Consider the following 14,811-nt stretch of genomic DNA (forward strand, 5'->3'; position numbering starts at 1 on the left):
CAAGATCCACGGATGCAAACAGCCTATCACGGCGAATGTCTGGCGCTTTCCGAGCCGTAGATGGATTATGTGACGATGACCACCGCGCCGCCGATCATGCCCGCGCCGGCTGCGCTCAGCAACAGCGTTTCGCCCTCCGCGAAGCGCCTCTGCGCATTGGCGACCGACAGGGACAGCGGGATTGTCGCGGCGGACGAATTGCCGAAGGTTTCGATCGTGCGCGAGGTCTTGGCCGGATCGATCCCGAGATTGCCGCAAACAGCGTCGAAAATGCGCGCATTGGCCTGATGCGGAATGAAACGGTCGAGATCCCCGGCCGTCACCCCGGCCTCCGCAAGCACCTTGCGTGAGCAATCGGTCATGATGTCGACGGCGCGCGAAAACACCTCCTTCCCGTTTCGCATCGACATCAGATAGTCCTCGGCGGCGATATCGGGCGCGAATGGCCGATTGCTTCCACCCGCCGCAATCGAGATGAGATCATAACCGCTGCCATCCGACACCAGCTCGGCCGCCTTGAGCCCGGTCGCGCTGTCTTGCGACGGCGACAGCACGACCGCGCCGGCGGCATCCGCGAAAAGGATGGCGCCGGCCCGCTCGGCCGGATTGATGCGGCGGCTCAGAATATTGGCCGCAACCACCAGGACCGAACGCCCATGCACGCGCACGAAGGCATCGGCCAGGGTCAGCGCGTAGAGAAAGCCGGAACAGGCGCCGGCAAGATCGATCGCCCCGGATCGCGGAAGACCCAGGCGATGCGCGAGCAAGGGAGCCGACGGCGGCAGGAGATGATCCGGCGTCGAGGTTGCAAGCAGCGTCAACGCGATATCCGCCGGCGCGGTTCCGGCATCGTCCAGCGCCATCCGCCCGGCTCGTGCGGCAAGGTCCGTCAGCGTGTCGCTGTCGCTTGCCCAATGGCGCGTCCGGATGCCGGTGCGCCGCCATATCCATCCCCGCTCGAGGCCGAGTTGCATCTCTATCTCGGCATTGTCGACACACCGGGCCGGAACGGCATGTCCGAAACCCTTCATGCGGGATGAGAGTGGCCCTATCATTGGGGCTTTCCGAGAACGATGGAGGCCACCTCGTCGATGGCATCATAGGCACGAGCGACCTCGCCGGCAGTCACGCAATAGGGCGGCATCAGATAGATGACGTTGCCGAGCGGCCGGATGAGCAGTCCGCGTTCGCGAAACAGGCGCCGCATGCGCGGACCGACATCGGCGAGATAGCCGCCGGTCGGCACGACGAGATCGAGGGCAGCGATCGTTCCGGCCTGACGGATGCCGGTAAAGCGCTCATCTCCTTCGAAGCTCGCCAGATGCTGCCGGTGCATCGCTTCGAGGCCCTGAATGCGCTCCGTCACAGCCTCGTCGCGCCAGATTTCGAGATTGGCGACGGCCGCCGCGCAGGCGATCGGGTTGGCCGTATAGGAACTGGAATGGAAGAAGGTCTTGCGCCGGTCGGTGGAAAGATGCGCATCGAATATCCTGGCCGTGCAGAGCGTCGCGGCAAGCGGTAGGGCGCCGCCCGTCAGCCCCTTGGAGGTACACAGGATATCGGGGCTTATGCCGGCCTGTTCGCAGGCAAACAATGGCCCGGTCCGCCCCCAGCCGGTCATCACCTCGTCGGCGACGAACAGGCAGTCATAACGCTCGGCGATCGCCTTCAGCCCCGAGAGCACCTGGGGCTCGTACATCTTCATGCCGCCGGCACCAAGCACCAGCGGCTCGATGACAAGGGCCGCCACGCGGCCGGAGCGGCAGGACGCTTCGAAAGCGTCGAGCGTGCGCTGCTCCATGCCCGTCTCCGGAAAGGGAAGCCTGTCCACGCCGAACAGCAGCGGCTCATAGGCGGCGTTGAAGATCCCCCGCTCGCCGGCCGACATCGTCCCGATCGTGTCGCCGTGATAGCCGTGTTCCATCACGACGATACGGTCGCGCGACTGCCCGATGTTGTGGAAATAGCCGAGCGCCATCTTCAGGGCCACTTCGACGGCAGTCGAGCCGCTGTCGGAATAGAAGACGTGCTTCAATCCGGGCGGCGCGATGCGGATCAATCCTTCCGCCAGCTTTTCCGCCGGCGCGTGCGAAAATTCGGCGAAGATGATCTGGTCATAGGCTTCGCTCGCCTCCCGGATCGCCGTCATGATGGCGGGATGCCGATGACCATGGGTGATGACCCACCATGACGAGATGGCGTCGAGAATGCGATTGCCGTCCTCATCGATCAAATAGGCGCCGTCGGTCGAGGCGATCCGTGTGATCGGCGGCTCCAGCGCATGCTGGGTGAAGGGGTGCCAGACGGACGAGCTGGTCATGCCGCTACCTCCGTGAAGGAGGTCAGGTCAAAGCTATCCCGAAAGGCCCGGCGAACCTCATCCGGCGTGACATCCGGCAGGATCGGAAACCGGCCGAGCGAGCGGACACCGCTCATTTCGACGATGATCCTCTGGCTCTCCGGGTTTTCATCACCGATGAAGACGATGCCGAAGACGGGAATGGCGCGATGCCGCATGGCCTCCAGCGACAGCAGCGTATGGTTGATCGTGCCCAGCGACGTCCTGGCACAAAGGATGACCGGAATTTGCCAATGGGCGAAAATATCGGCGAATACCAATCGCTCCGAGAGCGGCACCAGAAGCCCCCCCGCCCCCTCGATCACCAGCGGCCCATCCGTTTTCGGCACCACGAGCCGATCGGGCTCGATTTCGATGCCATCGAGCCGGGCCGACAGATGCGGCGAAGCCGGCATCGACAGGCGATAGGCTTCCGGCAGGATGCGGTCGCGCGCAACCCCGCTGAGACGCGCCACGAGCTCGCTGTCGGTCTCCTCATCGAGCCCGGATTGCACCGGCTTCCAGTAATATCCGTTCAGAGCGCCGGCGAGCGCCGCGGCAAAGACCGTCTTGCCGATGCCGGTATCGGTGCCGGAGACGACGAAGCAAGGGCTCATGCCCGATCCTCCTCTATTGCCATCGCAAGCCGCTCCGACATCGCCGAAATCTGGCCTTCATCGACATTGAGCGTGATGGAAATCCTCAGACGCGCCGTGCCCTCCGGCACCGTCGGCGGCCGGATCGCCCTGACATCGAAACCTCCGGCACGCATGCGCTCGGCGATCCGCAGCGCGCGGGCATTGTCGCCGATCATGACGGGCAGGATCTGCGAACCGCTGGGGCTCAGGCCGAGCCGCGACCGGAGCTCTTCGCCGGCATGGCTAATCAGCGCTTCGAGCCGCACGCGGCGCTCTGGTTCATCCGCGATCATGCGCAGCGCCTCGCGCACCGCCGCTGCCATCAGAGGAGACGGCGCGGTCGAATAGATGAAATTGCGGGCGCGGTTGACGAGATGATCCGCAAGCACGGCCGGCAGCGCCAGAAGCGCGCCGGAAACGCCCAGCGCCTTGCCGCAGGTATGCAGCACCACGACATTGCCGCGGCCTTCCAGACCAGCGGCAAGGCCGCGACCATCAGGCCCATATATTCCGGTCGCGTGCGCCTCGTCGACGACCAGAAAGCCCTCATGCCGGTCGGCGATATCGGCAAGCGCCGTGAGCGGCGCCTGGTCTCCATCCATAGAATAGAGGCTCTCCACCGCGATCCAGGGATGTCCCTTGCCGCCGGCCTGCCGCCAGCGGCCGATCGCCTGGTCGAAGGCCTCGACATCATTATGCGGAACGGCCACCGATAGCGCCTTGCTCGCCGATATGCCCTCATGTGCGCTGGCATGGATGAGAGCATCGTGGACGATCAGATCGTCGCGCTGCGGCAGGGTCGAAAAGGTCGCCGCATTCGCGGCATAGCCGCTGCCGAAGTAGAGCACCTTGCCGGCGCCGAAGAACGATGCCGCTTCCTCTTCGAGCGCTTCATGCTCGGCGTGATTGCCGCGCAACAGTCGCGAGCCCCCGGCCCCGGCCGGAACGCCTCTTTCGATGGCAGCCGATATCGCCGCCTTCACGCGCGGCGCATTCGCAAGCCCGAGATAGTCGTTGGAGGTGAAATCCACTCCCTGCTGTGGCAAGAGCGCTCGCGCCCTCCCCCTGCGCTGCAGACCGGCGAGCTTGGCCTCGTAGCGGGCAAGTGCCGGCGAACTCAACGGGCGGATTCCAGCGCCATCGGCTGAAGACCGAGCCGGCGGAAGAGCGCGGCGTCGTGATCCTCGCCGGGATTGTCTGCCGTCAGCAATGTTTCGCCGACGAAAATGGAATTGGCGCCCGCAAAGAAACAGAGGGCCTGCATTTCATCGCTCATGTCGGTACGGCCGGCGGACAGCCGCACATGGGAGCCCGGCATCAGGATGCGTGCCAGCGCGATGGTGCGCACGAATTCGATCGGATCGATGGCGGCGGCATCCGCGAGCTTGGAGCCGGGGATCGGGATCAGCATGTTGATCGGCACGCTTTCGGGCGGCGTGGGCAGATTGGCGAGCGTCACCAGCATCGAGATGCGATCCTCGACCGTCTCGCCCATGCCGAGAATGCCGCCGGCACAGACCTTGATGCCGGCGTCACGAACATTCGCGAGCGTCTCCAGCCGGTCCTCGAAGGTGCGGGTAGTGATGATCTCGGAATAATAGCGTTCCGACGTATCGATGTTGTGGTTGTAATAATCGAGACCGGCGTCGGCGAGCCTCTCCGATTGCGCCGGCGTCAGCATGCCGAGCGTCATGCAAGTCTCCATGCCCAGCGCCTTGACGCCCTCGACCATGGCCGCCAGAGCCTCCATGTCGCGCTCCTTCGGATTGCGCCAAGCGGCCCCCATACAGTAGCGCGTCGCACCGCCATCCCTGGCTTTGCGCGCTTCCGCCAGAACGCGCTCCACTTCCATCAGCTTCGAGGCCTTGAGCCCGGTGGGATAGTGGGCAGACTGGCTGCAATAGCCGCAATCCTCGGCGCAGCCGCCTGTCTTGATGGACAGGAGACGGCTCATCTGAATGGCATTGGGATCGAAATTCTCGCGATGAACCTGCTGCGCCCGGAAGATGAGATCGTTGAATGGCAAATTATAGATAATTTTTGCCTCATGAATCGTCATTTTGGCATCATTTGCAACATTCATTGGTTTCATATGATCTCATCCTCATCATTAGATAGATTATAGAATCTAATTATCTATAATTTATAAGAGCAAGCCTCTGGCAACAAACCAGTCGGCGAAGATCGGAAGATCCAACAATCCTGGCGTGAAACATCGGACGCGAAATCGGGAACTCCGCCTGCCGCGAGGCTATCGAAAATGCAGCCACGCGCACTCGCAGGGCGCATCAAACCCCAACGCCATAGCAACCGAGACCAGACGGAAAATTCAGATCCTTCGACAGGAATTGCCGGGGACAAACTTGGGGGTCAGCACGAAATCCTGCGGTGGCTCGACAGCACTTTGCGGACTGGTGATCCGATGCATGAGGCGGCGGGCAATAATGCCGCCCAAAGCCAGGGTATCCTGAACCACCATGGTGATGCGCGGCGTGATGACCGAGCTCCATTGCACATTGTCGATCATGGCAAGTGAAATGTCGTCGGGACAACGGAAGCCCAGCTCCTGCATCGCCTGCAGCGCGGACAAGGCCACGGCATTGTTGGCGCCGAGGATGGCGGTGGGGCGCTCGGGCTGAATCAGCAGGCGCATCGCCGCCTCGTAGCCGGCGGTGCGGGTGAACTGTCCGTCGACGACGAAATTCGGATTCACCTCGACGCCGGCATTCGCCATCGTATCCACGAAACCGCGATAGCGCTCGGTCGCCGTATGCATATGGCTCGGGCCGGCGATGAAGGCGATGCGCCGGTGGCCGAGCTGCAGAAGATGCTCGGTCAGCATCGCTCCCGCCAGATGGTTGTCGGAGCCGACGAAGTCGCGCTCGATGCCAGCCACCTTCTGGTCGAAGCAGACGATCGGCACATTCAATCCACCGATGAAGTCGATATAGTCCCGATCGTAACCGGAGGGCGCAAGCGCCAGACCCGCGGCCTTGAGGCCAATCAGGTGCTCGACCATCGCCCTCTCGCGATCCGTCTTGCCGGAAGAATCGGTCACCACGACGAAGTGCTGGTGATCGAGCGCATAGTTTTCCAGCTCGCGCCGGATATCGCCGAAGAACGGGTTGCCGACATTGCCGACGACGAAGCCGATCATGCGGCTGCGGCCACGCGCCAGGCTCTGGGCCAGCGGGTCGGCAACATAGCCGACCGCCGCCACGGCCTGGCGGATTTTTTCCAGCGTCTTCGGGCTGACGCGAGCCGGATTGCTCAGGGCCAGCGACACCGTCGATACGGATACATCGGCGAGTTTGGCGACATCGCGAATTGTGGCCATCAGACTTTCGAACCGTTTCTATCGCCTTCCGCCGGCGTAGCGAAGACGCATTCTCAATGCAACCCTTTGTCACATATCTAACATCTACAGGAATTCAAGCAATATGCCGGCGAATGATTTCAACAGCACGCTTGACATCCTGGATGGGAGATTCAATGATTAAATCGAACCGGTTCGATCAAACTGGAGATCCTGGGAGGATAGTATGAGCGACGCAGGAATGATCAGCGGCGGCCGCGAGGCAGCCGGCGGCAAGGCATGGTTTACGCACGACCGCTTCGGCATGTTCATCCACTTCGGGCTTTATGCGCTCGGCGCGCGGCACGAATGGCTGAAAAACCGCGAGGAATTCACCACCGAGGCCTATCAGAAATATTTCGACAATTTCGATCCCGACCTCTATGACGCCCGCGAGTGGGCGCGCCGCGCCCGCGCCGCCGGCATGAAATATGTGGTCCTCACCGCCAAGCATCACGAAGGCTTCTGCCTTTGGGACAGCAAGGTCACGGACTACAAGGTCACCAACACACCCTACGGCAAGGATCTGATCGGCCCCTATGTCGAAGCGCTTCGCGCCGAAGGGCTCAAGGTCGGGTTCTATTATTCGCTGCTGGACTGGCACCACCCGGATTTCCCGATCGACGGACATCACCCGCAGCGCAACCATCCCGACGCCGCCAAGCTCAACGAGGGCCGCGACGTCAGGCGCTATGCCCAATATATGCGCGATCAGGTGACCGAGCTTTTGACGGATTTCGGTAAGATCGATGTGATCTGGTTCGATTTCAGCTACCCGCGCCGGGAATATAAGGGACTTGCCGGCAAGGGCCGCGCCGATTGGGAGAGCGAGAGCCTGATCAAGCTGGTGCGCGAATTGCAGCCCGACATCATCGTCGGCGACCGGCTCGACTTGCCACGCGATGCGGACCACATGCCCGATCTGGTGACACCGGAGCAATATACGCCGCGCGTCGCGCCGACCGTTGCCGGGTTGCCCGTCCGCTGGGAGGCTTGCCATACCTTCAGCGGCTCCTGGGGCTATTATCGCGACGAGACGAGCTGGAAGGATGCCGGCCAGCTCATCAACATCCTCATCGACACGGTCTCGCTCGGCGGCAACCTGTTGATGAATGTCGGCCCGACGGGACGCGGCACCTTCGATGCCCGCGCGATCAAGGCGCTCGACACCTATGGGGACTGGATGCGGCTGAACGGTCGGGCGATCTACGGCGCCGGCCCCTCGACATACAAGGCTCCGAACGGCTGCCGCTTCACCCAGAAGGGCAATCGGCTCTATCTCCACATCCAGACCTGGCCATTCCGCCACATCCATATCGAAGGGCTGGGCCGCAAGGTGAAGTATGCGCAGTTCCTGCATGACGCCAGCGAGATCCATTGGCTCGACCCGGATGCCGACGTCGATTCCAATATCGGTGTTGCCGTCGGTGACGGCATGCTGAGCCTGGAACTGCCCGTGCTCAAGCCGGATGTCGTGACGCCGGTCATCGAACTGATCCTCAAGGACTGAGGAGATAGCAAAGCCCAGCCGCCCGGTGCCGTCATGAACCGCGAAGCCGAACTCATTGCCGCGATGGCGCCCTTGATCGCCGATCTGGCCGAAGACGGCGATGGTGCCGTCGCGCTGGCCGGTTCGCGCGGCAAGGGACGATCCGACGCGCAATCGGATTTCGACTTCCGCGTCTATGCCGATGCCTATCGTGGGCCGGAGCTCCGGCAAACCGGCTCATGGAAACGCTTCGAGGACGCCATGCGCGGCTGGCAGGCGCAGGGCATCCGCATGGACGGGGTGTGGATGCGGCGCTATGCCGGCGTGCAGCAGGATTTGGACGCCTGGCTTGCCGGCATCGCCGTCCCGAAGAATTTCGAATGGACGATCTGGGGCTATCATTTGCCGACGGACCTTGCCAGCCAGCAGATCATCGCCGATCCACGCGGCCTGCTGGCCGGTTGGAAACAGCAGCTGGCGCAATATCCCGAGGCGCTCCGGGCCTCGGTCCTGCGCCAGCACATGGAGATCCTGCACTACTGGGCCAAGGACTATCACTATGAGAGCAAGGTCGTTCGCCGCGATCTCGTCTTTCTGGTGGGCCTGACCGGAAAGCTTGCCAATGCCATTCTGCAGACGGTTTTTGCCTTCAACCGGGTCTACTATCCGGGCGACGGCTGGAACCTGCCCATGGCGGGCGAACTCGACCGGCTGCCACCCGACTTCCTCCAGCGGATGACCGCAATCCTGGAACCGGGACACGATCCCGATGCCTGGCGGCGCCAGCGAAGCGAACTGATCGGGATGATCGCCGACCTGGAGGCCATGATCGCAGCCTGAGGCGGCTGCAAGACCAAACCGGAGGGGAGATCCGGGCACTGAAGACCGCACGCAACCAAAGTCTTTAAGGAGGAGGAACCATCATGAACCGTTCGCTGATTTTTGCGGCCGCTCTGGCGGCAAGTTCCCTGTCCGGCATCGGCGCCCAGGCGCAGGACGCGCCGGTCACCGTTACATGGCAGATGTGGGGTGAGCCGAACGACGCCCAGCTCTGGCAGCAGCTGGCCGATCTCGTCACGCAGCAATATCCCGATATCAAGGTCAAGCTGCAGCTTTCCGGCTGGACGGATTACTGGACCCGCCTGCCGGTTCTGGCGGCATCGGGCCAGGTCGCCGATATCGTCTCGATGCAGTCCATGCGCATGCCGAATTTCTATTCGCTCCTCGAGCCGCTCGACGGCTATGTGAAGGCCAGCGACGTGAAAGTCGCGGACTTCGAAACCTCGATCATGTCGGGCCTTTCCTATGACGGCAAACTCTATGCGCTGCCCTATGACGTCGGCCCGTGGATGGTGTTCTACAATCGCGACAAATTCGCCGCGGCCGGCCTGAAGGAGCCCGCCAAGGATTGGACATTCGACGATTTCAAGGCGGATGCCAAGGCACTGACCAAGGACGGGACCTACGGTTACGGAACGCAGGCCTTCGACTTCATCGCCGGCCCGGTTGCCTTGGGCGCGGAATATTTCAATTCCGACAATGAATTCGACCTGACCAATGCGGGCTTTGCCGAAGCCTTCGGCAAATATGCCGATCTCACCGCCAAGGACAAGCTCTCCCCCGTCTTTGCATCGGCCGCCGACGCGTCGGCGGCCAGCGGCCGTTTCGCCTCCGGCAACGTCGCCATGTATATCGACGGTCCATGGACGCTGATCTCGGCGCAGGCCAACGTCAACTTCAAGATCGGCATCGCGCCGCTGCCGCGCGGCAGCGGCGCGTCACGCTTCATCACCGCCGGCTCGGGCTGGGGCATCTCCGCCGCCAGCCAGCACAAGGACGCGGCTTTCAAGGCGCTGCAGGTGCTGAGCGGTCCGAAGGCGGCCGAAATCCTGGGCTCGGCCGGTCGCGCCCTACCGGCGCGGCTAGCCCAGCAAACCTCCTGGTATGACGGGGCAGCCAAGAATGTCAGTGGCACCCGCGATACGCTGCAATATATGTTCGCCCACACCACTCCCTTCCGCATCAACGAGAAATGGAACCAGTTCGAGAACCTGGTGATGCAATATGTGCCGCTGGCGCTGACGGGAGATTCGACGCCCGAAGGCGTGCTTTCCGACATTCAGAGCCAGCTTCCATGATCCCGGCGCGCATTGCCGGCCCGCGGCCGGGCCCATCGGTCCGGTCGCAGCGCCCCTCGCCGGAAAGGAGGAGCCTGATGATATCGGGCAAAGACACCGACGTGGCCAAGAGAGCAAAGCCGCACGCGACGAGATGGTTCAGGGGCGAAGGGTGGACGGCTTTGTTCTTTCTGCTGCCGGGCCTGATCGGCATCGTGCTGTTTCTCGTCCTGCCGATCCTGGCGTCGATCGTGCTCAGCTTCACCAATTGGCAATTGCTCGGCACGCCGCGTTTCGTCGGCCTTTCCAACTATGCGCGGCTGTTTACGACCGATCCGCAATTCTGGACGGTCATGCGCAACACCATCTTCTTCACGATCGAATATCTGATCCTCAACATCGTGCTGTCACTGGGATTGGCGACATGGATCTCCAGCCTGAAGATCGGGCAGCGATGGTTCCGGGTGATCTTCTTCCTGCCCACCTTCACGCCGCTGATTGCGGTCGCCATCGTCTGGATGCTGATCTTCAGCAGCGGCGGTCTTTTCGACAGCCTGATGGCGCAGCTCTCGCTGCCGTTTTCGGGCGTCCTCAACAATCGGACGCTTGCCATGCAGGCCGTGATCGTCACCTCGCTCTGGGCCGGGGTCGGATATAATACCGTGCTCTTCAATGCCGCGCTCGACATGGTGCCGGTGAGCTATCTGGAAGCCGCGCGCATCGACGGCGCGACGGCCTGGGACCGCTTCTGGAAAATCCGCCTGCCGCTGATCTCGCCGACCCTGTTCTTCGGCACGGTGATGACGGCGATCACCTCGTTGCAGGTCTTCGACCAGATCTACGTCATGACCAAGGGTGGACCCGGCTCATCGACCGCGACGCTTGGCTATGCCATCTACCAGCGCGGTTTCCAGAACTTCCAGATGGGTTACGCCTCGGCCATCGCCTGGGTGATGTTCGCGCTGATCATGGCGCTGACGGCATTGCAATTCTGGCTTCAGCGCAAATGGGTGCATTATGACAGCTAAATCCAACGCCAGGGCGCGCCGGAAGCTGGCGCTCGACATACTCAATCACGCCGCGCTTGGCCTCGTGGCGCTTGCCTTCCTGTTCCCGTTCTTCTGGATGGTTTCGAACGCGGTGCGCTCCAATGCCGAGGTGACGGCCATACCGGTGCATATCCTGCCCGAGGTCTTCGAATGGGGGAATTTCGCGGCCGCCTGGACGAGACTGCCCTTCGGCCGTTTCTTCCTCAACAGTGCCATCATCGCCGTCTGCGTCACTGCGATCACCGTCGTGGTGTCCTGCCTGTCCGGCTATGCCTTCGCGCGGCTGAAATTCCGGGCGCGCGAGATGTTGCTGCTCGGCTATATCGGCACGCTGATGGTGCCGCCGCTGATGCTGATCATTCCGCTGTTCCTGATCGTCAATCGGCTGGGCATGGTCAATAGCTTTCCGGGCGTGATCCTGCCGATCTCCTTCGGCACCTTCGGCGCCTTCCTGATGCGGCAGTTCTTTCTCTCCATCCCGATGGAGCTGGAAGAGGCTGCGAGGATCGACGGCGCCTCGCGGCTGCGCATCCTGGTCAGCATCATCGTGCCGCTGTCGATGCCGGCGATCGGACTTCTGTCGCTGTTCACCTTCATGGGGCAGTGGAACAATTTCCTCTGGCCGCTGATCGTCATGACCGGCGCCGACAATGCCACCCTGCCGGTCGGTCTCACCATGTTCCAGACGCAGCAGGGCACGCAATGGAACTATCTGATGGCCGGCGCCACCCTATCGATGCTTCCGGGGATATTCCTCGCAATCATTCTCCAGAAGCTCATCTACAACAGCATCGCCCTCAATGCGGGCATGGGCGGGCGCTAAGCGCCTGCAGACTCGGGGGAGCTAGAGATATGGCAAAACTGACGATCCGCAACGCCGTCAAACGATACGGTGCGCTCGAAGTGCTGCATGGCGTCTCCGTCGCCGCCGAGGACGGAGAATTCGTGGTGCTCGTCGGCCCGTCCGGCTGCGGCAAATCCACCCTGCTGCGGATGATCGCCGGGCTGGAAAGCATCAGCGACGGCGAGATCGAAATCGGTGACGGCATCGTCAACGACCTCGAACCCAATGAGCGCGATATCGCCATGGTCTTCCAGTCCTACGCGCTCTATCCGCATATGAGCGTCCGCGACAACATGGCCTTTTCGCTGAAGCTCGCACGCAGAAGCCGGCAGGAGATCGAGCGGAAGGTGAACGATGCCGCCAGCATTCTCGACCTGACCACGCTCCTCGATCGCTATCCGCGCCAATTGTCGGGCGGACAGCGCCAGCGCGTGGCGATGGGCCGCGCCATCGTGCGCGATCCCTCGGTGTTTCTGTTCGACGAGCCGCTCTCCAATCTCGATGCCAAGCTGCGCGTTCAGATGCGCACCGAGATCAAGACCCTGCACCAGCGCCTGGGCACCACCATGGTCTATGTCACCCATGATCAGATGGAGGCGATGACCATGGCCGACCGTATCGTCGTGATGCGCGCCGGCCATATCGAACAGGTCGGCTCTCCCCTTGAAATCTACGACACTCCCGCCAATAGCTTCGTCGCCGGCTTTATCGGATCGCCGTCGATGAATTTCATCGACGGCCGTGTCGTGGAACGAGAGGGCACGCTCAAACTGGCAACCGCGGAAGGTATCGACTGGCCCCTGCCGGAAAGTGCCCGCCCCCATATCGGCCAGCCCGTCCAACTCGGCATTCGGCCCGAACATATCACCGTCGGTGCGGACGGCGTAAAAGCCAAGGTAACCATCATCGAGCCGACGGGTTCCGAAACGCATCTGCAATTGCAGGCAGGCTCGCAGCCGATCGTCGCCGCCGTCCGAGACCGCCCATCCGTGTCACCAGGCCAATCGGTCACACTCGGCATCGATGCCAGGAAAGCACATCTATTCGATCCCGCGAGCGGCAAGCGGCTGCATTGAGCAGCCTCTCCGGCGGCGCATGCATGCTTGCGCCCGACACGATATCGAACGATCAGCGAATGACGGCGGGTTGCGCATTCCCGCAACCCGCCGTCGATCATGTTTCCGTGGCTGGCACGAACCGCCAGCCTCTCACGCCGTCGAAAGCAATCCGTCCGTGTATTAGAGCGCCATGTCCGGAACTTTGCGGACCGTACCGTTGCCAGTGCCATCGGGCTTTGCAAGCACGGACGGATCGATCGCCGGAGACGCGATCGCCAATTGTAGCCGCTCGGCCGTGGCGGCCCATTCCTGGGCAAGCGCCTCAGGATTCTCGTTGAGCTTCATGCCGTAACTCGGCACGATCTTGCGGACCTTCTCCTGCCATTCAGGCGTCGCGAGCCGCTCGGCGAACACCTTCTTGAGGAGATCGAGCATGATGGGCGGCGCGGTGGACGCACCCGGCGAAGCGCCGAGCAGCGCGGCGATGCTGCCGTCCTGCGAGGCGACGATCTCGGTCCCGAGCTTCAGGACGCCGCCCTTTTCCTCGTCGCGCTTGATGATCTGAACGCGCTGGCCTGCCTGCCAGAGACGCCAGTCTTCCGCCTTGGCCTGCGGGAAATATTCGCGCAACGCCGCCAGCCGGTCCTCGTCGGACAGCATGAGCTGACCCGCCAGATATTCGACAAGGCTGAATTCATCCAGGGCCACCCGGATCATCGGCCAGATATTGTCGAGCGTCACCGAGGCCGGAAGGTCGAAATAGGAGCCTTCCTTCAGGAACTTGGTGGAGAAGGTGGCGAACGGTCCGAACAGAACCACCCGCTTCCCGTCCAGCATGCGGGTGTCGAGATGCGGCACCGACATCGGCGGCGCACCGGTCGACGCCTGGCCATAGGCCTTTGCCAGATGCTGGTTCACCACCTCGGGATTGTCGCAAACGAGGAACGAGCCGCCGACCGGGAAGCCGGCATAATCGTCGCCCTCGGGAATGCCCGACATCTGCAGCAGCGGCAGCGCAGCGCCGCCGGCGCCGAGGAACAGGAACTTCGCGTTGATCGTGCCCTTGCTGGTGCCGTCCTTGGTGTTCGCATAGGTGACGCGCCAGGTGCCGTCCTCGTTGCGCTCGATCGCATGCACCTCCGAAGAGGTGTGCAGCTTGAAGGTCGGATGGCTCTTGAGATGGGCGACATATTGCCGGGTGATCTCGCCGAAGTTCACATCAGTCCCGAGCGGGCACCAGGTGGCCGCGATCTTCTGCGAGCGGTCTCGGCCTTCCATCATCAGCGGAACCCATTTCGCGATCTCATCGTGATCGCGCGAGAACTGCATGCCGGAAAAGAGCGGGCTCGCCTTCAGCGCCTGATGGCGCTTTTCCAGGAAGTCCGTGTTCTTGTCGCCCCAGACGAAGCTCATATGGGGGGTGGAATTGATGAAGGAGCGCGGGTTCTTCAGGACACCGGCATTCACCTGATGGGCGAAGAACTGGCGCGAGATCTGGAAGGATTCGTTGATCTCGACCGCCTTGCTGATATGGACATTGCCCTTGTCGTCCTCGGGCGTGTAGTTGAGCTCAGCCAGGGCTGAATGGCCGGTCCCGGCATTGTTCCAGCCGTTGGAGCTTTCCATCGCGACATCGTCGAGCCGCTCGATCATTTCAATGGTCCAGGAAGGCTCCAGCTCGGTCAGCAGAACGCCAAGCGTAGCGCTCATGATACCGCCGCCAACGAGAAGGACATCGACCGCCTTTTCGGCGGGAGCCGCCCAACTGGGCAATGCGGGAAGGCTGAGAACAGCCACGCTGGTCGCTGCGGAACCGAGAAGCTGGCGCCGGCTGATCGCAATGTTGAGAGAGCGTTCGGAAGACGTGTGGATGTTCTTGTGATTGCTAGGCATCGCAAACCTCAAATCATTCGGCTGTCGATC

The 14,811-nt window shown here is 62.3% G+C and carries 13 protein-coding genes; 6 read left to right on the top strand and 7 right to left on the bottom strand.

Going from position 1 to position 14,811, the window contains the following annotated elements; all coding sequences use genetic code 11:
* Positions 1 to 65: 65 nt before the first annotated feature.
* The 6 genes from FHX11_RS18240 to FHX11_RS18265 form a co-directional block, all read right to left on the bottom strand.
* Positions 66 to 1,052, bottom strand: coding sequence for a beta-ketoacyl-ACP synthase III (locus tag FHX11_RS18240; protein WP_184359441.1), 987 nt, complete (start codon positions 1,050 to 1,052; stop codon positions 66 to 68).
* Positions 1,052 to 2,320, bottom strand: a complete 1,269-nt coding sequence (locus tag FHX11_RS18245; protein WP_184359085.1) for an adenosylmethionine--8-amino-7-oxononanoate transaminase — start codon at positions 2,318 to 2,320, stop codon at positions 1,052 to 1,054. Before FHX11_RS18245 ends, FHX11_RS18240 begins: the two co-directional genes overlap by 1 nt.
* Positions 2,317 to 2,955 carry a dethiobiotin synthase gene (gene bioD, locus FHX11_RS18250; protein WP_184359086.1) on the bottom strand — a complete coding sequence of 213 codons (639 nt, stop codon included), beginning with the start codon at positions 2,953 to 2,955 and terminating at the stop codon, positions 2,317 to 2,319. Before bioD ends, FHX11_RS18245 begins: the two co-directional genes overlap by 4 nt.
* Positions 2,952 to 4,097, bottom strand: coding sequence for an 8-amino-7-oxononanoate synthase (locus tag FHX11_RS18255; RefSeq protein WP_184359087.1), 1,146 nt, complete (start codon positions 4,095 to 4,097; stop codon positions 2,952 to 2,954). The genes bioD and FHX11_RS18255 overlap by 4 nt, the downstream gene beginning before the upstream one ends.
* The gene (bioB, locus tag FHX11_RS18260; protein ID WP_184359443.1) at positions 4,094 to 5,059 is read right to left on the bottom strand and encodes a biotin synthase BioB; all 966 of its coding nucleotides are present in this window, start codon (positions 5,057 to 5,059) and stop codon (positions 4,094 to 4,096) included. The genes FHX11_RS18255 and bioB overlap by 4 nt, the downstream gene beginning before the upstream one ends.
* A gap of 246 nt (positions 5,060 to 5,305) precedes the next feature.
* Positions 5,306 to 6,313, bottom strand: a complete 1,008-nt coding sequence (locus FHX11_RS18265) for a LacI family DNA-binding transcriptional regulator (protein ID WP_184359088.1) — start codon at positions 6,311 to 6,313, stop codon at positions 5,306 to 5,308.
* Between the two features lie 205 nt (positions 6,314 to 6,518).
* On the opposite strand from FHX11_RS18265, the gene FHX11_RS18270 reads away from it, so the two are divergent.
* The 6 genes from FHX11_RS18270 to ugpC all read left to right on the top strand — a co-directional run bounded on the left by FHX11_RS18270 (position 6,519) and on the right by ugpC (position 12,906).
* Complete coding sequence (locus FHX11_RS18270; protein WP_184359089.1) at positions 6,519 to 7,841, top strand: alpha-L-fucosidase; 1,323 nt, start codon at positions 6,519 to 6,521, stop codon at positions 7,839 to 7,841.
* A 33-nt stretch (positions 7,842 to 7,874) separates the two neighbouring features.
* Positions 7,875 to 8,660, top strand: coding sequence for a DUF4037 domain-containing protein (locus FHX11_RS18275; protein ID WP_184359090.1), 786 nt, complete (start codon positions 7,875 to 7,877; stop codon positions 8,658 to 8,660).
* A gap of 83 nt (positions 8,661 to 8,743) precedes the next feature.
* Positions 8,744 to 9,958 carry a sugar ABC transporter substrate-binding protein gene (locus tag FHX11_RS18280; protein ID WP_184359091.1) on the top strand — a complete coding sequence of 405 codons (1,215 nt, stop codon included), beginning with the start codon at positions 8,744 to 8,746 and terminating at the stop codon, positions 9,956 to 9,958.
* Positions 9,959 to 10,035: 77 nt separating this feature from the next.
* On the top strand, positions 10,036 to 10,965 hold the full coding sequence (locus tag FHX11_RS18285; protein WP_184359092.1) for a sugar ABC transporter permease: 930 nt from the start codon (positions 10,036 to 10,038) through the stop codon (positions 10,963 to 10,965).
* Positions 10,955 to 11,809 (top strand): carbohydrate ABC transporter permease, encoded by an 855-nt coding sequence (locus tag FHX11_RS18290; RefSeq protein WP_184359093.1) that lies wholly within the window; start codon positions 10,955 to 10,957, stop codon positions 11,807 to 11,809. The genes FHX11_RS18285 and FHX11_RS18290 overlap by 11 nt, the downstream gene beginning before the upstream one ends.
* 29 nt (positions 11,810 to 11,838) lie before the next feature.
* On the top strand, positions 11,839 to 12,906 hold the full coding sequence (gene ugpC / locus FHX11_RS18295) for a sn-glycerol-3-phosphate ABC transporter ATP-binding protein UgpC (protein WP_184359095.1): 1,068 nt from the start codon (positions 11,839 to 11,841) through the stop codon (positions 12,904 to 12,906).
* 162 nt (positions 12,907 to 13,068) lie between these two features.
* On the opposite strand, the gene mqo is transcribed toward ugpC, so the two are convergent.
* Positions 13,069 to 14,781, bottom strand: coding sequence for a malate dehydrogenase (quinone) (mqo, locus tag FHX11_RS18300; protein WP_184359097.1), 1,713 nt, complete (start codon positions 14,779 to 14,781; stop codon positions 13,069 to 13,071).
* Positions 14,782 to 14,811: the final 30 nt, after the last annotated feature.

Source organism: Rhizobium sp. BK602, from assembly GCF_014195095.1.
Classification (GTDB): Bacteria; Pseudomonadota; Alphaproteobacteria; order Rhizobiales; family Rhizobiaceae; genus Rhizobium.